Consider the following 20,800-nt stretch of genomic DNA (forward strand, 5'->3'; position numbering starts at 1 on the left):
AAAAAACAGGCCTTTACAGTCTGTTTTTTTAGAGTAAATGAATTAATGGAAGTAATTGATTCCCATTGCTGATTTTACTTCAGAAAGTGTTTGTGCAGCTACTTTAGCAGCTTCTTCACTACCTTTACGTAAGATTTCCATAACAGCTGAAGGATCTTTTTCCAATTCTTCTCGGCGCGCACGGATCGGTGCAAATTCAGCTTCCAATACATCAATGAGGTATCGTTTGATCTTTACATCACCAAGTCCGCCGCGGCGGTAATGAGCTTTCATTTCTTCAATTGCTTCTTTATCTGTTCCGAATACATCCAAGTAGGTGAAGACCATATTCCCTTCTACTTGTCCAGGATCTTGTACATGAATGTGGTTTGGATCAGTATACATACTCATGACTTTTTTCTGTAAGACATCGGCAGGATCGGAGATATAAATACCGTTTCCTAACGATTTACTCATTTTGCCATTTCCATCGATTCCAGGTAATCTACCCATTCCTTTTGGTGGGAATACGCCTTTTGGTTCCACCAAGACTTCACCATATGTATGATTGAAGCTTTGTACGATTTCCTGTGTCTGCTCTAGCATTGGTTTTTGATCCTCACCAACAGGTACAAGATTCGCTTTGAATGCAGTGATATCTGCTGCTTGAGAAACAGGATAGATAAAGAATCCTGTAGGCACGCTTTCACCGAATTTTTTTTGTTCGATTTCTGTTTTGACAGTCGGATTGCGCCGAACGCGTCCTACGCTGACTAAGTTCAAATAATACATGGTTAATTCAGCTAATTCCGGAATTTGTGATTGGATAAATAAAGTAGATTTTGCAGGATCTAATCCCACGGCTAAATAGTCTAAAGCAACTTGCAAGACATTTGATGAAACCTTCTCAGGATTTTTAGCATTATCTGTCAGTGCTTGCATGTCAGCAATCATGACAAACAGTTGGTTGTCTTCATCTGCTTGCATAGCCACTCGGGTTTTTAGAGAACCGACGTAATGCCCTAAATGCAGCTTCCCAGTTGGTCGATCTCCCGTTAAAATAATATTTTTCAAAAAAGACACCTCTTTACGATTTGTAAGTCTGAGCACTTAATATCTTACCGTTTTTCCTGAAAAGAAACAACAGTTCCTAAGGAAAAAACAAGGAAAGAGGATAAAATAACTAATAGATTAGAAATGGAAGAAATATTTATGGGAGAATAAACGTTCTAAGAAACTTTACAAATTACTAAACTATCAGATATAATGTATTTTATTATACATCTTTAAAAGAAATCTTACTAAATAATAATGGGAGTGTAATTCTATGGCAATGATTAAATTTGATCACGTGGATAAATATTATGGCAAGTTCCACGCATTAAAAAATATCAATCTCGAATTCGAGAAAGGAGAAGTTGTCGTTGTCATTGGTCCTTCTGGTTCAGGAAAGAGCACGATGCTTCGCTGTATCAATGGATTAGAGACGATTTCTTCAGGCAAGCTACTAATTAATGATACTGACTTGCATGATAAAAAGACAAAGTTGACAGAAGTCCGAAAGAATATCGGCATGGTTTTCCAGCATTTCAATTTGTATCCTAATAAAACCGTTCTGGAAAATATTACATTAGCACCAATCAAAGTGTTAAAGCAAGACCAGGCAACTGCAGTCAAAAACGCTGAGAAATTTCTGAAAACTGTCAATATGTTAGATAAGAAAGATTCTTATCCTTCCATGTTATCCGGGGGACAACAGCAACGGGTGGCAATCGCCAGAGGTTTAGCGATGAATCCTGAGATGCTGCTGTTTGATGAACCTACTTCTGCTTTGGATCCGGAAATGATTGGTGATGTATTAGACGTTATGAAAAAATTGGCTCATGACGGTATGTCAATGATTGTCGTGACACATGAAATGGGCTTTGCCAAAGAAGTGGCGGATCGTGTTATCTTCATGGCTGATGGAGAAGTATTGGAAGACAGCAGAAATGTGAGAGACTTTTTCGAAAATCCAAATGAAGTCCGAGCACAGCAATTTATCAGTAAAGTTATCAATCATTGATAGGAGGAAAAAGATGCGCAGGTTAAAAAAAATACGCCTGATTTTCCTTTTAGGCATTGCTTTTCTTGCACTAGCCGGATGTAAAGGAAATGGGTTGGCAAATGAAGATATTTTAGAGCGAAGCAAATCTACCAATGAAATCATCTGGGGTGTCAAGTATGATACTCGATTATTTGGAATGATGGATATTGAGAGCAGAACTGTACAAGGATTTGATATAGATATTGCAAAAGCAATCACTAAAAAGATCCTTGGTGACAATGGAAAAACAGAATTTGTTGAAGTCACTTCTAAAACTCGGATTCCATTATTGAAAAACGGAAATATCGATGCAATTATTGCAACGATGACGATCACAGATGAACGAAAAAAACAGGTTGACTTTTCAGATGTCTATTTCGATGCTGGCCAAGCTTTGTTGGTAAAGAAAGGAAGCCAAATCAAAAGTGTAGATGATTTGAATGCTTCTACAACGGTTCTAGCAGTCAAAGGTTCTACATCGGCTGCGAATATCCGACAGCATGCACCAGATGCAAAAATTTTAGAATTAGAAAACTATGCAGAAGCATTCACTGCTTTACAATCTGGTCAGGGAGACGCGATGACTACGGATAATGCGATTTTGTTAGGGATTGCAGATGAAAATCCAGAGTATGAGTTAGTTGGTGGAACGTTTACTAATGAGCCTTACGGGATTGCGATCAACAAAGGGCAAGAAAACTTCTTGAAAGCTGTTAACCAAGCGCTAGAGGAAATGCATGCAGATGGCACATACGATAAAATCTATCAAAAATGGTTTCCAAATGAAACTGAAGGAAAAGTAGAGTAAGGGGGAGAGGCAATGAGCGAATTGATACAGACTTATGGACCAATCTTTGTCGACGGGTTCAAGATCACATTGTTTTCGAGTGTCTTAGCACTTGTGTTTAGTTTGATTATCGGAACGTTAATGGCAATCTTCCAATTATCAAAGAATAAAGTAGTGAGCGCCTTAGCAAAGGCATATGTAGAATTTTTTAGAAACATTCCATTATTAATCATCGTGATGTTTTTTTATGTTGTCGTACCGATTTATTGGTTTAATCTAGATGGATTCCAAGCAGGTACGATTGGATTAACGATCTATACATCTGCTTTTATTGCTGAAACAGTACGTTCAGGGATTCAAACCGTACCAAAAGGTCAAACAGAAGCAGGACTATCTTCTGGTTTTACCTATTCAGAAATCATGCGTTATATTGTTTTACCGCAAGCATTCAAAATCGTTATCCCGCCATTAGGCAACCAATTTATCAACCTCGTAAAAAACTCATCTATTTTAGCAATCGTAGCTGGTTTAGATTTGATGTATCAAGGAGACTTGATCGCCAGTGAAACATTCAATACCTTCGATACGTATATCATCGTTGGGTTATTTTACTTAGTTATCACGCTACCGTTATCTTACTTAATGGTTTATCTTGAGAAAAAATGGGCGGTTCGTTCATAGAAGGAGGGGAAATACATGGATTTTAGTGGCGCTTTTTCATGGATGAATATCCGTTTTTTATTGGAAGGATTAAAGGTTACTGTTGAAGTTTCATTGTTTTCGATCATTTTTAGTTTCTTGATCGGTGGTCTGACAGGTGTGATTCGTTTTGCGAATATCCCTTTCTTTTCCAAAATCCTTGGTGTAGTGATTGATATTATACGGAATCTTCCATTATTATTGATCATTTTCTTCACTTACTTTGCCTTACCTCAAATCGGCATTCAGATGAACATCTTCTGGTCCGCTGTTGCAGCATTAACGATTTTTGAGTCAGCTATGTTGTCGGAAATTTTCCGAGCTGGACTCAATGCTGTTCCAAAAGGACAGATGGAAGCAGGATTATCAACGGGACTGACTTATGTAGAAACGATGCGAACGATCGTGTTACCGCAAGCATTTAAATCAATGATCCCGGCAATTGTGAGCCAATTGATTTCACTGATCAAAGATACTTCATTAGCAGTAATCATTTCTTTACCTGAACTTTCTCATCAGGCACGTATTATTTATGGACAGAACACCAATTATGTGCTTCCGATGTTCATCATCATGACACTTATGTACTTCGTGGTATGTTACGCGCTTTCTCTGCTTTCCGGTTACTTGGAAAAGAGACGGTACAGTTATTAATAGATGATTCTTTTAGCGGTTGTGGCAAACTAAAGTCACAACCGCTTTTCCTCTTTCCATTCGAAAAAAGAGATTTCGATTGTTTTAAGCAAGTAAGAGCACTTGAAAATTCACGCTAAAAAGTACACAATAGGGAGGATAGAATTTATTGAAAAAAAGGATGATACGATTGACAGATAATCGCCCTATCGGATTTATTGATTCAGGTGTCGGCGGCTTGACTGTAGTAAAAGAAGCCCTGAAACAATTACCGAATGAAAATATTTTATTTGTAGGAGACACAGCACGCTGCCCATATGGCCCTAGACCCGCGGAACAGGTAATCCAGTATACTTGGGAAATGACGGATTATCTGGTGGAGCAAGGAATCAAGATGCTGGTGATCGCCTGCAATACCGCAACTGCGGTGGCTTTAGAAGAAATCAAAGCTGCTCTTTCTATTCCAGTCATCGGTGTGATCCTTCCCGGTACTAGAGCGGCAGTAAAAAAAACACAAAATAAACAAGTTGGCATTATCGGTACGATTGGTACGGTAAAAAGTCAAGCTTATGAAAAAGCACTGAAAGAGAAAGTACCAGAATTGACTGTGACAAGTCTTGCTTGTCCAAAATTTGTTTCAGTTGTCGAAAGTAATGAATACCATTCATCGGTGGCGAAAAAAATTGTGGCAGAAACATTAGCTCCTTTAACCACTAAAAAAATCGATACATTGATTTTGGGATGCACCCATTATCCATTATTACGCCCCATCATTCAAAATGTAGTGGGAGAAAATGTTCAACTGATCGATTCTGGAGCAGAAACAGTAGGTGAAGTATCTATGCTGTTAGATTATTTCAATTTGAGCAATTCACCGCAAAATGGTCGGACATTATGTCAGTTTTATACAACTGGCTCTGCCAAACTTTTCGAGGAAATAGCTGAAGACTGGCTTGGAATCGGACACTTAAATGTAGAACATATCGAATTGGGAGGAAAATAAGGATGCGTCATGACGGGAGAAAAGCCCAAGAGCTTCGCAAACTGGAGCTTCAAACAAATGTTTTCAAATATCCAGAAGGATCGGTAGTGATCCGTTTTGGTGATACAACAGTTATTTGTTCTGCAACAATAGAAGATTCTGTACCTCCCTTTTTGAGAGAAACAGGAACAGGGTGGGTGACAGCAGAATATAGTATGCTGCCTCGAGCAACGAGTACGAGAAATCGTAGAGAAAGCAGCAAAGGAAAACTTTCTGGTAGAACAATGGAAATCCAGCGTCTTATTGGTCGTTCCTTGCGTGCAGTAGTAGACTTGGAAAAATTAGGAGAACGTAGTATCATCGTAGACTGCGATGTGATCCAAGCGGATGGCGGTACTAGAACAGCAAGTATCACTGGGGCATTCGTGGCATTGAAATTAGCCATTGAAAAACTTTTAAGAGAAAAAGAATTGTCAGAAGATCCAATCAAAGAACATCTTGCTGCAGTTAGCGTAGGAATCTTACCAGATGGGACTTGCGTCACAGATTTGGATTACCAAGAAGATTCCGCAGCACTTGTAGACATGAACCTTGTAATGACAGAATCTGGAAAATTCGTGGAGATTCAAGGAACTGGAGAAGAAGCAACGTTTGATGGTGAACAGTTGAATGAAATGCTCTTTTTTGGAAAAAACGCGATTGAAGATTTGATCAAAGAGCAAAAACATGCTTTGCTAACAGAGTTTGCTCAAAATGATGAGCGGATAGAAGAAACAAAAACAATCATCATTGCGACAAGAAATCCAGGAAAAGCAGAAGAGTTTCGAAATATGTTCAAAGAAGCGGGATATCATGTAAAAACATTACTTGACTATCCTGAATTGCCAGATGTGGAAGAAACTGGCAGCACATTTGAAGAAAATGCCCGATTAAAAGCAGAAACGATTGCACAATTGCTTGATCAGCCAGTCTTAGCAGATGATTCAGGTTTGAAAGTCGATGCTTTAGGCGGTATGCCAGGAATCTATTCTGCACGTTTTGCAGGGGAACAAAAAAGTGATGCGGGGAATAACGCCAAATTATTATATGAATTGACAGATGTGCCGGATGAAAAAAGAACAGCACAATTCCATTGTACATTAGTATTTGCGGCACCCAAAAAAGACAGCCTTGTAGTAGAAGCGGAATGGCCCGGTCGAGTAGCCCGTATACCATCTGGCGAAAATGGCTTTGGGTATGATCCTTTATTTATCCCAGAAGGTAAGAAACAAACAGCAGCAGAATTATCGAGCGAAGAAAAAAACAAGATCAGTCATCGGGCTCAAGCAATGAAAAAATTGAGTGCCGAGTGGAAACAATGGCTGGAAGGAGAGAGATAGATGCGGTATTTAGTAGTAAGTGATAATCATGGAGACAGAGATATCCTCGTTGACTTAGTAGATCGTTATCGTTCTGAAGTGGATATCTTTTTCCATTGTGGTGATTCGGAATTAGAAGCTTCTGACCCATTATGGGATACATTCCAAGTGGTTCAAGGTAATTGTGATTATGGACCAGGATTCGAACAGAAAAAAGTGATCCAAACTGGTCAGGATACAGTATTCATGACTCACGGTCATTTATCGAATGTCCGATTTGGTTTGACACAGTTAGCAATCGAAGCTCGAGCTGCAACTGCCGATATGGTGTTTTTTGGTCATACCCATCAAATAGGCTGTGAGATGGATCAGAAAATCCTGTTTTTGAATCCTGGTAGCATTTCTCAGCCTAGAGGCCCGATCCAAATCCCATCATATGCTCTTATCGAAAGTTTAGATGACCAAATTTCTGTTCAATACTATAACCGTGCCCATCAGGCAGTTGAAGAGTTGGCCTTTTCTTTTTCGAGAGAGCGCTGAATAAAAAAACTCTAATTTTTAATAAAAATAAGCTTTATTTTATGAATTTTGCATCCGGTTTCGGTAAAATAGTAGTGTTGAATGAAATAGAAATGGAGGCCATCAGATGATTGGACCTATAGTAAGAGAAATGCTGCTGGAAAATCAGGAAACGTTTTTGATTCCTGCAGAAAATGTGGCAAATGTTATGTATCATCATCCATTATCCCATGGTTTACTTGTGTTATCGAAGGTCGGTTATTCCAAAATTCCTGTATTAGGAAAAGATGATCACTTTGTAGGACTAGTAAGTTTATCAGATGTGGTCAATAAAATGATTGACTTGCAAACAATCAGCATGGACCCGTTAGAAGGACTAACGGTTGCTGATGTGACAGAAACAGATGTTCCGACAATTGATGAAAATTGGGAACTAGAAGAAGTACTCCATTTGTTAGTCGATTCGCCTTTTTTACCGGTTGTCACAGAAGATCGGATTTTCAAAGGAATCATTACAAGAAAAGAGCTGCTTAAAGCCGTAAACTTCATGGTGCATGAATTAGAACGTCGTAATATATTGTCTCCGAAAATCGAAGAATTAAAAGAACAAATCGATATCGTGAGCTAAAGAACGAGAAACTAAAAGATAATCAAAAAATAAGTAGAAAAAACAGCGTACCAGTTTTGACTTTATCTTGAAAAAGAGGCTGGGACAAAAGCGTTTAACTCCAAGAAATAAGAAGGAATTCACGAAAATTGCTTTTCAAATTTTTGTGAATTTCAGCTTATTTCCGAAGGAGTTGCTTCTGCTTCCGCCGTTTATACGTGTTTAGAGCGTGGGACAAAAGTGTTCTTTACTTTTGTCCCACGCTCTTTTTAGTGAGATTCGTTGCATCGTTTGTCCAAATTATTTTCCGACAGCAATTGGACTGTTCGGAATCGTGAAACCAGAAGCTGTCAATTCTTTGACATAGGAGCTCAAGAACTCTTCTTTTAAGGCATATTGTTTTCCGTTCAATGCGTAGCAGACCGTACGAATCGCAAAATTGCTGTTTCCAAGATCCACTAATCCAAAGATAGAAGGTTCAGTTTGGAGCTCTTCTTGGTATTTTTCAGCTAATGTACGATTTACTCGATCAATGATCTCATAGATTTTGTCATATCCTTCTTCAGGAACAATCCGAATATCTAAAAGTACTTGCATATTTGCACGAGAGAGATTGCTGATCGTGGTGATGTTTCGATTCGGGATGAAATGGACAGTACCATCCGTTGCTTTCAGCTGAAGGGTACGGATACCAACAGATACGACGGTTCCTTCAATCGTTAAGTTTGCTAGCTTGATGTAGTCCCCAACATCCATCTGTTGTTCCATGATAATAAAAAATCCGGTAATAACATCACTCATGAATCCTTGGGCACCAAGACCGATTGCCACACCTGCAATTCCGGCACCAGCCAAAAGTGATCCGATCGGCACACCGATAGCAGATAAAATTGCATAGATAAAAAAGAAACCAAGGGTATAATGAAAAATAGTATTTAAAAGACTATGTAAAGTCTTTAAGCGGCTCTCGTTTAGAATGGCTTTTTTAGAATACTGATTAAAAGACTTATCAATCAGATATTTTCCCACACGGTGAAGAATCCAAAAAAGGACGATCAAAAAAATCAGATATAAACTTTTTTGGATAAAGGCAGCCAAAATGGCGTCCCAATCAATCCCGTCCCAAAACCGCTGAAACGCATTTACTTTGCTGACAGCTTGATCTGTCAATGTCTCGCCAGAAGAGTCTGTCGTACCGGCAGTTGCTAATAATGAAAACATAAAATCCTCTTTTCTAAAATTTGATTCTTTCTGTATTGTACCAAGAAGTTTTCAAAAAAGGAAATAGCAAAAATAACTATAATGAAGGAAAAAAGCTGAAAATAAAATGACAAATAATATGGATAATGATAAAATGTGGAGAAAATAACGAAGGTGGTAAGTATATGCAAATCGATTGGAACAATCTAGGTTTTTCTTATATCAAAACTCCTTGGCGTTTTATTGCCAAATGGAAAGACGGACAATGGGAAGAAGGAGAATTGACAGAAGATAATTACCTGACGATTCATGAAGGCTCTCCAGCGCTTCATTATGGTCAGCAATGTTTTGAAGGTCTAAAAGCTTATCGTCGAAAAGACGGCAAGGTCAATCTCTTTCGACCTGAACAAAATAGTCGACGGATGAATCAAAGTGCTAGACGATTGCTGATGCCAATGGTCCCTGAAAAGATGTTCGTTGATGCTGTCAAGCAAGTGGTAAAAGCAAATGAAGATTTTGTGCCGCCCTATGGAACAGGCGCTACATTATACTTGCGCCCTTTACTGATTGGGGTCGGTGAAAACATTGGTGTCCATCCAGCTCCAGAATATTTATTTGTCGTCTTCTGTACGCCAGTAGGAGCGTATTTCAAAGGTGGACTAAAACCAACGAATTTTATTGTATCTGATTACGATCGTGCTGCTCCTAAGGGGACTGGTGCAGCAAAAGTCGGCGGAAATTACGCAGCGAGTTTACTTCCAGGAACAGAAGCAAAAGAACTGGATTACTCAGATTGTGTTTATCTTGATCCAGCCACACATACGAAAATCGAAGAAGTAGGTGCAGCAAATTTCTTTGGAATTACAAAAGACGGAAAATTCATCACTCCGCAATCGCCCTCTATCTTACCAAGTATCACGAAATATTCCTTGTTGCAGTTAGCTGAAGAACGACTAGGACTGCAAGCAATTGAAGGAGATATTTTCATTGATGATCTAGATCAATTTGCAGAAGCTGGTGCATGTGGTACAGCGGCTGTTATTTCTCCAATCGGTGGGATTTATCACAATAACAATCTTCATGTATTTTATAGTGAAACGGAAGTAGGACCAGTAACAAAACGGTTGTATGATGAATTGACAGGTATTCAATTTGGAGACATAGAAGCACCAGAAGGCTGGATTGAAGTCGTGGAATAATTTCAAAGTAATGAGTTGAAAAAAACGTAAAAAGAAAAAATCAGGAAGAGACTTTAAAAAGTTTTTTCCTGATTTTTACATGTTTTACTTTAAAGAATGCAACAAAAGTTTATGAAAGATGGACACCTTTGTCAACGTAGATAATATCACCGATGATTCCGCTGGAAAGTGGGCTGATTAAGAAAGCACAAGCATTACCGACTTCTTCGATCGTCACACCTTGCTGATCAGGCGTACGAGATTCAGATAACTGGATCAGTTTTTGATAGTCTTTAACACCTGTGACAGCTAATGTTTTGATTGCCCCAGCTGAGATTCCATTGACCCGAATTCCTTTAGGAGAGAATTCAGCTGCCAAATAACGGATAGCAGCTTCAAGAGAAGCTTTCGCAATACCCATCATGTTATAATTCGGGATTGCGCGTTCTGAACCTAGATAAGTCATGCTAACGATCCCGCTGTTTGGTGCAAGAAACGGTTGTGCGTATTTTGATACAGCAATTAAAGAGTAGCTGCTGATATCTTGAGCTAATTGATAGCCGTCTCTGGAAATATCAGACACATTTCCGGACAATTCTTCTTTGTTGGCGTAAGCAACTGCATGGACAAGGCCGTGGATCTCCCCAGCATATTCACCGATGGCATTCATTGCTTTTTCGATGCTTTCGTCGCTAGAAACATCACATTCTACAGTGAATGCTTCTTCGCCGACCAATTTGACTAATGATTTTTTCATTCGTTCATTTTGGTAAGTATAGATAATTTCTGCCCCTTGTTTCAACATTGCTTCAGCACAACCCCACGCAATGCTTTTTTTGTTAGCGACGCCCATAATGACGATTTTTTTTCCTTCTAGAAATGACATAATGACTCTCCTTTGTTTCTGATAAAAATTTGATAGTCGTAAAAAAATAGAGAATAATAGCTAAAATAACTTCTTGATTTCTTAATTATTAGTCAAAATGTTTTGATTGTCAAACTATTTTTTCTTAAATTAAAAAAAGATTGCTAAATATTTAGGAATATGATACTTTGATAGTCAAAGTAATGAAAATGGCAATTGCCTGAAAGAAGGAGTTTAATTATGTCTTACGTATTATCTGCTACTGAAGTAATGGAATTGATTCCTAATCGTTATCCTATTTGTTATATTGATTATGTAGATACTTTAGAACCAGGAAAAAAGATCGTTGCGACAAAAAATGTAACAATCAATGAAGATTTTTTCCAAGGTCACTTTCCTGACAATCCAGTGATGCCGGGTGCGTTGATTCTAGAAACACTGGCACAAGCAGGTTCGATACTTATCCTAAAATCAGAAGAGTTTCTAGGAAAAAGAGCTTATATCGGTGGGATCAATAAGGCCAAATTCCGTCAAAAAGTTGTTCCAGGAGATGTGCTGAAATGTCATTTTGAAATCACCAAAATGAAGGGATCAGTCGGTACAGCGTTATCTGCAGCATATGTAGATGATAAAAAAGTCTGTGAGTGCGAGTTCACGTTCATCGTCAACCAAAATGCTTGACTATAAAACCTGATATAGCAAAACAGAAGGAAGCTTACTTGCTTTTTATGTAAAAAGAAGACGCCTGAATCCTAGCATACGTTGTCATCTATGCGGGATTCAGACGTTATTTTTCTATTTTTGTTTTGCTTCTTGCAGTATATTGATTTTATCGATTTTTACTTCTTCTTTTGGTTTGTCTGAACTATCTGTTTCGATATTTGCAATAGCATCCACGACATCCATTCCTTCAATCACTTGGCCGAAGACAGTATAATGGCCATCTAGTGAAGGATAACCGCCGTTTTTATAAGCGTCGATGATTGCTTGAGGATAGTCGTCTTTTAAAAGACCATCATGCATATCATCTGTATTTTGAACGATAAAGAACTGGCTGCCGTTACTGTTAGGATCTTGTGAGCGAGCCATAGATAACGCACCTCTTATATTATAAAGGTGGTTGTTGATCTCTGTTTCAAATCCTTCTCCCCAAATGCTTTCCCCTCCAGTGCCATCGCCTTTAGGATCGCCACCTTGGATCATGAAATCTTTGATGACGCGATGGAAAGTCAGTCCGTTGTAGTAACCGTCTTTTGCATGTGTCATAAAGTTTTCAACCGCTTTTGGTGCGTATTCGGGAAATAATTTGATTTTGATTGTGCCTTTATTCGTCACCATTTCGACCAGATCTTCATTTTCGGCGACATCTTTCGTCAATTGTGGTAATTCCAATGCGTTCAAATCGACGCTACTGGCAGTCGTGCTTTCCGCAGTAGATGTACTTTTTGAACTTTCTGTAGACGAACTAGAAGAAGTCGTGTTGTTTGCAGAACAACCAGCAGCAAACAGCAATGCTGCTGCTAAACTAATACTTAAAATAACTTTATTTTTCTTCATAACTGTTCCTTTCCAATTTACTATTTTGTTATCTTTAATGATAACAAAATAGAGGGAAAATACCTACTTAAATTATTGGAATTTATCATTTATTTTAAAAGAAAAAGAAAAGGTGTAGACCATTTACTTTGTGTTTGCTATAATGTAAGTGGATACAAAAACGAAAAGATGCAGGAGGAAATGGTAATATGGGAAAATTAGGAATCTCGATTTATCCAGAACGGTCAACATTTGAAAAGGACAAAGCGTACTTGGATTTAGCTCATAAGTATGGGTATAAACGGGTTTTTACCAGTTTGCTGCAGATCAATGATGATAAAGAAAAAGTTCTTTCAGAATTTAAAGAAGTAGTTGATTACGCGAATAGCCTAGGCATGGAAGTAATGGTTGATATCAATCCAGCGTTATTTGAACAGTTGGAGATTTCTTACGATGACTTATCTTTTTTCCATAAGATGGGTGCCTACGGGGTCCGCTTAGATATCGGATTCACAGGAGCAGAAGAAGCAAAAATGACGCGCAATCCTTTTGGTATCAAAATCGAGATCAATATGAGTTCGGGCACGAATTACGTTGACAACATCATGAGTTATTCGCCAAACACGGATAATTTATTAGGTTCTCATAATTTTTATCCTCATCGATACTCTGGTTTAGGATACGAACACTTTGTTTTTTGTTCAGAAAAATTCAGAAAATATAATTTGAATACGATGGCATTCGTCAATTCGCAATCTGCTGAGTTTGGCCCTTGGCCTACGCAAGATGGCTTGTGCACGCTGGAAGACCACCGAGATCTTGAAATTGCGACACAAGTGAAGCATTTAATCCTTACAGGATTGATTGATGATATTTCTATTGGAAATGCGTACGCAAGTGAAGAAGAATTGAAAGAAATGGCAGAAGCATTTAACGCGGATTATCCAACATTGAAAGTAGATACGGAAGAAGGTATTACAGAAAACGAACGAATCTGCTTGTTTGATAACCTTCATAGTTATCGAGGGGATCGCTCAGAATATATCCTTCGTTCAACGATGACTCGTGTATACTACAAAGATAAAGATTTCCCGCCTCATAATACGCGAGATATGCATCATGGGGATGTACTGATTGACAATGAGGGGTACGGTCAATACAAAGGAGAAACACAAATCGCCTTGAAGGATATGAAAAACGACGGACGTGTCAATGTTGTAGGAAGAATCTCCGATGACGAATTATTCCTCCTTGACTTTTTGAAACCATGGTCAAGCTTTAAATTAATTGAAAATAAAAAATAGATAATTAGTTATTGCAGAAATAATCCGCTAGAAATAGCCAGTTATTTCTGCTTTTTTATTTTGTTTTTTTATAGGTTATAAAAATGAACATTGCATAGTAGAGATTCTTTGATTATACTAATTCAAGGTTATATGAAAAAAGAGAAATGAGATGGATGATTTATGAAACTTTGGATGAAAATCCTTTTAGGCGTCGCTTTAGCTCTGATTGTTGCGTTAGTGTTTGCAGGGAATTATTTTTATAATTATGCTGTTGTGCCTTCTGAGAAAGACTTTTTAGACGAAGATACACCTGGTACAACACAGACATCCAAAGAAACGGATGCACATAAATGGTTTAGTTCAAAAGAAAACCGAAGCGATTGGACCATCACTTCAAAAGACGGTCTGAAATTATCAGCGATTTATCTTCCTGCTGAAACGAAAAGTGAAAAAACAGCTCTTGTGGCTCATGGCTATATGGGAAACGCTGAAACGATGACCAATTACGCAAAGATGTTTCATGATATGGGTTACAATGTCCTTGTTCCTGATGCAAGAGGACATGGAAAAAGCGAAGGGGATTACATTGGATTTGGATGGCCAGAGCGTAAAGACTATGTACAGTGGATAAACAAAGTGCTAGAAAACAATGGAAAATCGCAAGAAATCGTTCTATACGGTGTCAGCATGGGAGCAGCAACAGTTATGATGACTAGCGGAGAAAAACTACCAGATAATGTGAAAGCAATCATTGAAGATTGCGGTTATTCTTCCGTCCATGATGAGCTTGCTTATCAGCTAGACGATATGTTTAGTCTTCCAGCATTTCCGCTTATGCAAGTAACAAGTCTAGTGACAAAAGTCCGTGCTGGCTACTTTTTCGGTGAAGCAAATGCAGTGGAACAATTGAAGAAAAACCAGCGCCCAATGCTCTTTATACATGGAGATGAAGATACATTTGTACCATTTGAAATGTTAGATAAGGTCTATCGTGCAACGAAGGGACCAAAAGAAAAGTATGTTGTAAAAGGAGCCGAGCATGCGGAAGCATACAAGACAGATCCTGAAAAATATCAGCAAGTAGTCCAACAATTTTTAAGCCAATATGTTCATTGAACGAGTTTAAAAGTAGGGGATGAAAAGAAAGAAGCCTTTGACTGGATCCAGTCAAAGGCTTCTTTTATCGATTGATCTATCAAATTACAAATTAGCGAATTTTTCTAGTAAGCGAATCATTTGGCAAGTAAATCCATACTCATTGTCATACCATGCAACAGTTTTAACAAGTTGGAAATCACCAGCAGTTGTTACTTCTGTTTGCGTTGGGTCAAAGATCGAACCTTGAGTTGTTCCAATGACATCGCTAGAAACGATTTGACGGTCATCATACCCGAATGAAGGATTGTCAACTGTGTGTTTTTTGATTGCTTCGTTTACTTGATCAGCAGTTACTTTTGTTTTCAATACTGAAACCAATTCAGTTAATGAACCATCAACGACTGGAACACGTTGTGCGTGTCCTTGTAATTTTCCTTGTAGCTCAGGGATAACTAAGCCGATTGCTTTCGCAGCACCAGTAGAATGTGGGATAGTATTGTCAGCAGCTGAACGAGCAGCACGTAAATTACCGCCTTTTACAGGTCCATCTAAGAGCATTTGTGTGGAAGTGTAGGCATGAACTGTTGTCATTGTACCAACTTCGATCCCAAATTCATTATTTAAGAAATAAGCCATAGGTGCTAAACAGTTTGTTGTACATGAACCTGCTGAGATGATTTTGTCGTTTTCATCTAATGTATCATCATTGACGTTATAGACGATGGTTTTCATAGCACCAGCTGGGGCAGAAATAACTACTCGTTTGACACCAGCATCTAAATGCGCTTTTGCTTTTTCTTCAGATGTATAAAAACCAGTACATTCTAGTACGATATCTACACCGTTTTCTTTTGCCCAAGGGATTTTGCTTGCGTCGGGTTCTGCATAAACACGAGTTGCTTCGCCATCCACTACGATTGAGTCTTCTGTTGCAGTAACTGTGCCAGGATAAGTACCATGAGTAGAGTCAAATTGCAATAATTGTGCTAACATAGTTGGACTTGTTAAGTCGTTGATTGCTACTACTTCAATATCATCTGAGACTTCTTTGATGCGGCGGAAAGCCAGACGGCCAATACGCCCAAATCCGTTAATACCTACTTTTACTGTCATATCAAAAGTTCCTCCTTTATTAGGGGTGATGTGAAACGGCATCCTCAATTAATACAATTAATACACTGTTATTCTGCTACGCAAAGAATATTTTGTCAAAAAATTATACTTGGTAGCAGAAAAAAGGTTGGAAACCTTACCAAATGATAAAAAAAGAAGAAGGTAACAATCTTTTTGCTGAAATGATAGACAAAATCAGATTTCACCGATAAAATAAGTAAGACTTTTGTTTATTGTGGAAATTCAGGCAGTCAAATAAATAAATGAATAATAGGAGGACTTAATTATGTCCATGTTTTTAGATCAAGTAACGATCGATGTGAAAGCTGGCAAGGGCGGAGACGGAATGGTTGCATTTCGTCGCGAAAAATACGTTCCTGACGGCGGACCGGCTGGCGGAGACGGTGGTCGTGGCGGCGATGTCATCTTGATCGTCGATGAAGGGTTACGTACATTGATGGATTTTCGGTTCAATCGCCATTTCAAAGCGCAGCCAGGTGAAAATGGGATGAGTAAAGGGATGCACGGTCGTGGTTCAGAAGATACCTATGTTAAAGTACCACAAGGAACCACTGTCCGAGATGCGGAGACTGGTGCTCTTTTAGGAGATTTAATTGAAAATGGTCAAACACTAGTTGTGGCAAAAGGTGGACGCGGTGGACGAGGGAATATCCGTTTTGCCTCTCCTCGGAATCCTGCACCGGAAATTGCTGAAAACGGTGAACCAGGACAAGAGCGAAAAATCGAACTAGAATTGAAAGTATTGGCAGACGTTGGACTTGTAGGTTTTCCATCTGTCGGGAAATCGACTTTACTATCCGTTATTTCATCTGCTCGTCCAAAAATCGGCGCTTATCATTTCACGACGCTCGTCCCTAATCTAGGAATGGTTACTACAAGTGATGGCAGAAGTTTTGCCGCAGCAGACTTGCCAGGCTTGATTGAAGGAGCTTCGCAAGGTGTTGGGCTGGGTACACAATTCCTTCGTCATATCGAAAGAACACGAGTAATTTTACATGTGATCGATATGAGTGGGATGGAAGGACGAGATCCTTATGAAGACTATCTTGCCATCAACAAAGAATTATCTACTTATAACTTACGCTTGCTAGAGCGTCCGCAAATCATCGTGGCAAACAAAATGGATATGCCGGATGCACAGGAAAATCTAGTGAAATTCAAAGAACAGCTGAACAAGGAAAAAGAAGATGAATTTGCTGATGACATCCCAGTATTTCCAATTTCTGGAGTGACTCGACAAGGATTGGACGCGTTATTGAATGCTACAGCAGATTTGTTAGAAGTAACGCCAGAATTCCCATTGTACGAAGAAGAACTGGAAGAAGAAACTGTACACTATGGATTCAATCCAGAAGGTCCTGAGTTCCAAATCGATCGTGATTCAGATGCAACGTGGATCTTATCTGGTGAGAAGATCGAAAAATTATTCCAAATGACGAATTTCGATCATGATGAAACAGTGATGCGTTTTGCTCGTCAATTACGTGGTATGGGTGTGGATGAAGCTCTTCGGGCACGCGGTGCGAAAGATGGCGACCTTGTACGTATCGGTGAGTTTGAATTTGAATTTGTCGAATAGGCAAGCAAATAAAAACAAATACCAAAAAATATAGATTCAGATTTAAGGGAGGTTGTGACAGAAGTGGTCAGCTTCAAGAACGCCGTTTATTCGGAAAAAGGAGCTGTGATACGACTTTTGTCACAGCCCTATTTTATTGGAAAAAAAGAGTGCTTTTCTTTTCTTATTTTACAATTAAAGGTAAAATAAATAACAAGAAGGTATGAAAGGGGCGTTTTTAATGAGCAAACGAGTAATCATTTTAAATTTTCAAGTAGAAAGCCAGGCATATCAGGCATTTTCAGAAATCAAAAAGTTACATGCTGTTCGTTCGATTAAAGGAGAACAGATGGCAGTTGTCAGCCATGATCCTAATGGGACACATCAATTCAAAATAGAAGATTTTATCGACTTTACCGGTAATAACAAATCTTCTACGGGTGGATTAATCGGAATGTTGGTTGGTGTATTAGGTGGTCCGCTAGGGATTTTATTAGGATGGTTTGCCGGAGGAATGATCGGTGCGACACAAGATGCCAAAGAAATAAAAGATGCCCAGACCGTGTTCGACTTTGTAGGAAATAAAATCGGTGAAGGAGCTACAGGACTGATCTTGATTGCTGATGAAGAGGACAATCGCCCACTGAATCAATTGGTAATGATGGAATTAGGCGGAGAAATTACCCGCTTGGATTATGAAGATGTCGAAAAAGATGTGCATGATGCGAAAGAAGCTGAAAATCATGCGAAAGAAGCTGCACAAAAGACTTGGAAGGACAAACATCCGCAAACTTCTAACGACAATGAAAGTTCTGGATCTTCAAATTAATAAAAAACAGCAGAGGATCTCAAACGGGTTCGCTGCTGTTTTTATAGTAATTTTCAAAGAAAACGCTATCGCTTTAGAACGTTATTTTTAATTTGAACCCATTCTCGACTTACGGTTGATTATCCCTTCTTTTTACCCTAAAATTAAAGAGGAACTTAAAGAAAGTCAGGTAGATTATGGAATTACAATTTTTAGGAACAGGTGCAGGTGTTCCTGCAAAACATAGAAATGTGACAAGTATAGCATTGAAACTTTTAGACGAGCGCAATGAAGTTTGGTTGTTCGACTGTGGCGAAGGCACGCAAATGCAGATTTTGCGAACGACTATTCGTCCGAGAAAAATCGGTAAAATTTTCATTACACATTTACACGGCGATCATATTTTTGGACTTCCCGGGCTCATCAGCAGCCGGTCATTTCAAGGTGGGGATACGCCATTAGAGATTTACGGGCCAAAAGGGATAGAGGAATACATAAAAGTCTCTTTAGGTATTTCGCAAACGCGTTTAAGTTATCCGCTGAAATTCATTGAGCTAAATGAAACAGCCCCGATTTTTACTGATCAGCAATTTTCTGTTTATACAAAAAAACTAAATCATGGGATCGACAGTTTTGGCTATCGTGTGGTTGAACATGATCATAAAGGAGAATTGCAGGTGGATCGTCTAAAAGAATTAGGTATTCCAGCTGGACCACTGTACGGCAAACTGAAGCAAGGTGAAACGATCCAACTAGAAGATGGGCGGACGATCAATGGAAAAGATTTCGTAGGTCCAGATAAAAAAGGACGAATCGTGACTATTTTAGGCGATACGAGAAAAACACATAATTCCGTTGTGCTTGCGGAAAATAGCGATATTCTGGTACATGAAAGCACATTTAATAAAGATGAAGCAAGAATGGCGCACAACTATTTCCATTCCACGACTCATCAAGCTGCTGAAGTTGCAAAAGAAGCGCAGGCAAAACGGCTGCTACTTACTCATATCAGTGCGAGATATTTAGGAAAAGCAGCTTTAGAGCTTGAAAAAGAAGCACAAGAAGTGTTTGAAAACACGACGATTATGAAAGATTTTGATAGCATTGAGATTCCATTTCGCGAGGAGGAAGAGGCATGAATTTAGAAGATAAAGTTGTTTTAGTAACAGGTAGTTCAGGCGGTCTGGGCGCACAAATCTGTTATGAAGCAGCAAAGCAAGGAGCAATCGTTATAAGTTGCGCACGAAGAATGGCATTTGTAGAAGGTGTCAGAGACGAGTGCAGACGCTTGAGCGGCAAAGAGGCTTATGCTTTCAAGGTAGACGTCAGCAATCCTGAAAGCGTGGACGAATTATATGAAAAGGTGATGGAAGAAGTCGGGCGCGTCGATATTCTGGTAAACAATGCGGGTTTTGGGATTTTCGAAGACTTCCTTACATTCGACCTTGGAAAAGCATACGATATGTTTGAAGTCAACATCTTAGGAATGATGGTTTTGACACAAAAATTTGCGATCGATATGGCAGAAAGAAGACAAGGTCATATCATTAATATCGCCTCTATGGCTGGAAAAATGGCAACTGCAAAATCAACGGTTTATTCTGCCACGAAATTTGCAGTCCTTGGCTTCTCCAATGCTTTGCGATTAGAATTGAAACCACTTGGCGTAGCTGTTACGACAGTGAATCCAGGTCCAATCGAGACAGATTTCTTCGATAAGGCTGATCCAAGCGGAAGCTATTTGGAAAAAGTCGGACAAATCGTTTTAGAACCTGCCAAGTTGGCAAAAATGATCGTCCGCAATATGAGACATCCAAAACGGGAAATCAATCAACCGTTTATTTTAGAAGTTGCATCAAAATTTTATACGCTGTTTCCAACGATTGGTGATTATTTAGCCAGCGGAATTTTTAACAAAAAGTAGGTGAAGGAATTGAAAAAGCAAAGCAATGTGATTCTTGGATTTGTTTTAGTTTTGATTATTGTTCTTTTTGCTGTATTGAACAATAAAAATGTTCCTGTAAGTTTTGGCTTCACTTCCTTTTCTGCGCCATTGATCTTAGTGATCATCGGTTCTGCGCTGATTGGTGCACTGATTGTATTTTTGACTGCTTCGGCAACACTATGGCAGCAAAAAAAGCAAATCAAACAGCTGACTCAGGAAATGTCAGAATATCAAACAGAACTTCAAAAGAAAATTGAAGAAGCAAAAGAAGAACAGCAACGCGAGTTTAGAAACGAACGTGCGGAGTTGGAAGCTGCTTATCAGGCGGAGTTACAAGCGAAAACCGCACAAATCAGTCAATTGAAAGCGCCGGAAGAACAAAAAACTCAATCGCCCAAACAAAGCTTCAATTATTTTGACTAATAGGGATATTTCATAAATGGTCGTACAAAAGATCAGGTCCTGCTGAACATCTGTCTAGCGGATCTGATCTGTTTTTATTCTTTCTTTCTGCTTTTTTTTGCTGATTTCCTTTGCTATAA

Annotated in this window: 22 protein-coding genes; 17 read left to right on the plus strand and 5 right to left on the minus strand. The window is 38.9% G+C overall.

The annotated features are described in order from the left end of the window. Window positions 1-42 precede the first annotated feature (42 nt). The gene (gene trpS, locus IGL15_RS06605) at window positions 43-1,053 is read right to left on the minus strand and encodes a tryptophan--tRNA ligase (protein ID WP_002288045.1); all 1,011 of its coding nucleotides are present in this window, start codon (window positions 1,051-1,053) and stop codon (window positions 43-45) included. 253 nt (window positions 1,054-1,306) lie between these two features. Here trpS and IGL15_RS06610 point away from each other — a divergent pair, with 253 nt between their 5' ends. From IGL15_RS06610 to cbpB, 8 genes are all read left to right on the plus strand, one after another. After that, window positions 1,307-2,044 (plus strand): amino acid ABC transporter ATP-binding protein, encoded by a 738-nt coding sequence (locus tag IGL15_RS06610; RefSeq protein WP_002288042.1) that lies wholly within the window; start codon window positions 1,307-1,309, stop codon window positions 2,042-2,044. A 13-nt stretch (window positions 2,045-2,057) separates the two neighbouring features. Beyond that, a complete protein-coding gene (locus IGL15_RS06615) occupies window positions 2,058-2,873 on the plus strand; it encodes a transporter substrate-binding domain-containing protein (protein WP_086317098.1) in 816 nt (271 codons plus the stop codon). Between the two features lie 12 nt (window positions 2,874-2,885). Beyond that, window positions 2,886-3,533 carry an amino acid ABC transporter permease gene (locus IGL15_RS06620; RefSeq protein WP_002288038.1) on the plus strand — a complete coding sequence of 216 codons (648 nt, stop codon included), beginning with the start codon at window positions 2,886-2,888 and terminating at the stop codon, window positions 3,531-3,533. A 15-nt stretch (window positions 3,534-3,548) separates the two neighbouring features. Beyond that, window positions 3,549-4,205, plus strand: a complete 657-nt coding sequence (locus tag IGL15_RS06625; RefSeq protein ID WP_002295785.1) for an amino acid ABC transporter permease — start codon at window positions 3,549-3,551, stop codon at window positions 4,203-4,205. Between the two features lie 160 nt (window positions 4,206-4,365). Further along, window positions 4,366-5,187: a glutamate racemase gene (gene racE / locus IGL15_RS06630; protein ID WP_033586036.1), complete on the plus strand. Its 822-nt coding sequence runs from the start codon at window positions 4,366-4,368 to the stop codon at window positions 5,185-5,187. Between the two features lie 2 nt (window positions 5,188-5,189). Next, window positions 5,190-6,545: a ribonuclease PH gene (gene rph, locus IGL15_RS06635; RefSeq protein ID WP_002319030.1), complete on the plus strand. Its 1,356-nt coding sequence runs from the start codon at window positions 5,190-5,192 to the stop codon at window positions 6,543-6,545. Next, window positions 6,546-7,064, plus strand: a complete 519-nt coding sequence (locus IGL15_RS06640; RefSeq protein ID WP_002288030.1) for a metallophosphoesterase — start codon at window positions 6,546-6,548, stop codon at window positions 7,062-7,064. It abuts the gene before it with no gap. Between the two features lie 106 nt (window positions 7,065-7,170). Further along, complete coding sequence (cbpB, locus tag IGL15_RS06645) at window positions 7,171-7,671, plus strand: cyclic-di-AMP-binding protein CbpB (RefSeq protein ID WP_002295789.1); 501 nt, start codon at window positions 7,171-7,173, stop codon at window positions 7,669-7,671. 279 nt (window positions 7,672-7,950) lie between these two features. On the opposite strand, the gene IGL15_RS06650 is transcribed toward cbpB, so the two are convergent. Beyond that, a complete protein-coding gene (locus IGL15_RS06650; protein WP_002295791.1) occupies window positions 7,951-8,871 on the minus strand; it encodes a mechanosensitive ion channel family protein in 921 nt (306 codons plus the stop codon). 125 nt (window positions 8,872-8,996) lie between these two features. On the opposite strand from IGL15_RS06650, the gene IGL15_RS06655 reads away from it, so the two are divergent. Continuing rightward, complete coding sequence (locus IGL15_RS06655) at window positions 8,997-10,049, plus strand: branched-chain amino acid aminotransferase (protein WP_002321517.1); 1,053 nt, start codon at window positions 8,997-8,999, stop codon at window positions 10,047-10,049. Window positions 10,050-10,158: 109 nt separating this feature from the next. Here IGL15_RS06655 and fabI read toward each other — a convergent pair whose 3' ends face one another. Beyond that, the gene (gene fabI, locus IGL15_RS06660; RefSeq protein WP_002295795.1) at window positions 10,159-10,914 is read right to left on the minus strand and encodes an enoyl-ACP reductase FabI; all 756 of its coding nucleotides are present in this window, start codon (window positions 10,912-10,914) and stop codon (window positions 10,159-10,161) included. 219 nt (window positions 10,915-11,133) lie between these two features. Here fabI and fabZ point away from each other — a divergent pair, with 219 nt between their 5' ends. After that, window positions 11,134-11,574, plus strand: a complete 441-nt coding sequence (fabZ, locus tag IGL15_RS06665; protein ID WP_002295797.1) for a 3-hydroxyacyl-ACP dehydratase FabZ — start codon at window positions 11,134-11,136, stop codon at window positions 11,572-11,574. Between the two features lie 114 nt (window positions 11,575-11,688). Here the strand turns inward: fabZ and IGL15_RS06670 are convergent, their stop codons facing one another. Then, window positions 11,689-12,450, minus strand: a complete 762-nt coding sequence (locus IGL15_RS06670) for a peptidylprolyl isomerase (RefSeq protein ID WP_002295798.1) — start codon at window positions 12,448-12,450, stop codon at window positions 11,689-11,691. Window positions 12,451-12,638: 188 nt separating this feature from the next. Here IGL15_RS06670 and IGL15_RS06675 point away from each other — a divergent pair, with 188 nt between their 5' ends. Next, on the plus strand, window positions 12,639-13,733 hold the full coding sequence (locus tag IGL15_RS06675; protein ID WP_002295800.1) for a DUF871 domain-containing protein: 1,095 nt from the start codon (window positions 12,639-12,641) through the stop codon (window positions 13,731-13,733). A 162-nt stretch (window positions 13,734-13,895) separates the two neighbouring features. After that, entirely contained in the window at window positions 13,896-14,831 is a 936-nt protein-coding gene (locus tag IGL15_RS06680; RefSeq protein ID WP_002289735.1) for an alpha/beta hydrolase, read from the plus strand. 84 nt (window positions 14,832-14,915) lie between these two features. Here the strand turns inward: IGL15_RS06680 and gap are convergent, their stop codons facing one another. After that, a complete protein-coding gene (gene gap, locus IGL15_RS06685; RefSeq protein WP_002289734.1) occupies window positions 14,916-15,926 on the minus strand; it encodes a type I glyceraldehyde-3-phosphate dehydrogenase in 1,011 nt (336 codons plus the stop codon). A gap of 286 nt (window positions 15,927-16,212) precedes the next feature. Here gap and obgE point away from each other — a divergent pair, with 286 nt between their 5' ends. The 5 genes from obgE (at window position 16,213) to IGL15_RS06710 (ending at window position 20,681) form a co-directional block, all read left to right on the plus strand. After that, a complete protein-coding gene (obgE, locus tag IGL15_RS06690; RefSeq protein WP_002295805.1) occupies window positions 16,213-17,526 on the plus strand; it encodes a GTPase ObgE in 1,314 nt (437 codons plus the stop codon). A gap of 220 nt (window positions 17,527-17,746) precedes the next feature. Then, window positions 17,747-18,334, plus strand: coding sequence for a hypothetical protein (locus tag IGL15_RS06695; protein WP_002295807.1), 588 nt, complete (start codon window positions 17,747-17,749; stop codon window positions 18,332-18,334). A 176-nt stretch (window positions 18,335-18,510) separates the two neighbouring features. Further along, on the plus strand, window positions 18,511-19,452 hold the full coding sequence (gene rnz, locus IGL15_RS06700; RefSeq protein WP_002295809.1) for a ribonuclease Z: 942 nt from the start codon (window positions 18,511-18,513) through the stop codon (window positions 19,450-19,452). Continuing rightward, entirely contained in the window at window positions 19,449-20,237 is a 789-nt protein-coding gene (locus IGL15_RS06705; protein ID WP_002295810.1) for an SDR family NAD(P)-dependent oxidoreductase, read from the plus strand. Before rnz ends, IGL15_RS06705 begins: the two co-directional genes overlap by 4 nt. Next, entirely contained in the window at window positions 20,238-20,681 is a 444-nt protein-coding gene (locus IGL15_RS06710) for a LapA family protein (protein ID WP_002303793.1), read from the plus strand. It abuts the gene before it with no gap. The last annotated feature ends 119 nt before the right edge of the window (window positions 20,682-20,800 follow it).

Source organism: Enterococcus sp. DIV0436a (genome assembly GCF_051711605.1).
GTDB lineage: Bacteria > Bacillota > Bacilli > Lactobacillales > Enterococcaceae > Enterococcus_B > Enterococcus_B faecium.

What these genes read in the sequence shown, in the direction of transcription:
- IGL15_RS06610 (WP_002288042.1), top strand. Translation starts at nt 1,307, where the DNA reads ATGGCAATGATTAAATTTGATCACGTGGATAAATATTATGGCAAGTTC.
- rph (WP_002319030.1), top strand. Translation starts at nt 5,190, where the DNA reads ATGCGTCATGACGGGAGAAAAGCCCAAGAGCTTCGCAAACTGGAGCTT.
- IGL15_RS06695 (WP_002295807.1), top strand. Translation starts at nt 17,747, where the DNA reads ATGAGCAAACGAGTAATCATTTTAAATTTTCAAGTAGAAAGCCAGGCA.
- rnz (WP_002295809.1), top strand. Translation starts at nt 18,511, where the DNA reads ATGGAATTACAATTTTTAGGAACAGGTGCAGGTGTTCCTGCAAAACAT.
- IGL15_RS06615 (WP_086317098.1), top strand. Translation starts at nt 2,058, where the DNA reads ATGCGCAGGTTAAAAAAAATACGCCTGATTTTCCTTTTAGGCATTGCT.
- IGL15_RS06680 (WP_002289735.1), top strand. Translation starts at nt 13,896, where the DNA reads ATGAAACTTTGGATGAAAATCCTTTTAGGCGTCGCTTTAGCTCTGATT.
- cbpB (WP_002295789.1), top strand. Translation starts at nt 7,171, where the DNA reads ATGATTGGACCTATAGTAAGAGAAATGCTGCTGGAAAATCAGGAAACG.
- IGL15_RS06670 (WP_002295798.1), bottom strand. Translation starts at nt 12,450, where the DNA reads ATGAAGAAAAATAAAGTTATTTTAAGTATTAGTTTAGCAGCAGCATTG.
- fabI (WP_002295795.1), bottom strand. Translation starts at nt 10,914, where the DNA reads ATGTCATTTCTAGAAGGAAAAAAAATCGTCATTATGGGCGTCGCTAAC.
- fabZ (WP_002295797.1), top strand. Translation starts at nt 11,134, where the DNA reads ATGTCTTACGTATTATCTGCTACTGAAGTAATGGAATTGATTCCTAAT.
- racE (WP_033586036.1), top strand. Translation starts at nt 4,366, where the DNA reads ATGATACGATTGACAGATAATCGCCCTATCGGATTTATTGATTCAGGT.
- IGL15_RS06650 (WP_002295791.1), bottom strand. Translation starts at nt 8,871, where the DNA reads ATGTTTTCATTATTAGCAACTGCCGGTACGACAGACTCTTCTGGCGAG.
- obgE (WP_002295805.1), top strand. Translation starts at nt 16,213, where the DNA reads ATGTCCATGTTTTTAGATCAAGTAACGATCGATGTGAAAGCTGGCAAG.
- IGL15_RS06640 (WP_002288030.1), top strand. Translation starts at nt 6,546, where the DNA reads ATGCGGTATTTAGTAGTAAGTGATAATCATGGAGACAGAGATATCCTC.
- IGL15_RS06675 (WP_002295800.1), top strand. Translation starts at nt 12,639, where the DNA reads ATGGGAAAATTAGGAATCTCGATTTATCCAGAACGGTCAACATTTGAA.
- IGL15_RS06620 (WP_002288038.1), top strand. Translation starts at nt 2,886, where the DNA reads ATGAGCGAATTGATACAGACTTATGGACCAATCTTTGTCGACGGGTTC.
- IGL15_RS06655 (WP_002321517.1), top strand. Translation starts at nt 8,997, where the DNA reads ATGATAAAATGTGGAGAAAATAACGAAGGTGGTAAGTATATGCAAATC.
- IGL15_RS06705 (WP_002295810.1), top strand. Translation starts at nt 19,449, where the DNA reads ATGAATTTAGAAGATAAAGTTGTTTTAGTAACAGGTAGTTCAGGCGGT.
- IGL15_RS06625 (WP_002295785.1), top strand. Translation starts at nt 3,549, where the DNA reads ATGGATTTTAGTGGCGCTTTTTCATGGATGAATATCCGTTTTTTATTG.
- gap (WP_002289734.1), bottom strand. Translation starts at nt 15,926, where the DNA reads ATGACAGTAAAAGTAGGTATTAACGGATTTGGGCGTATTGGCCGTCTG.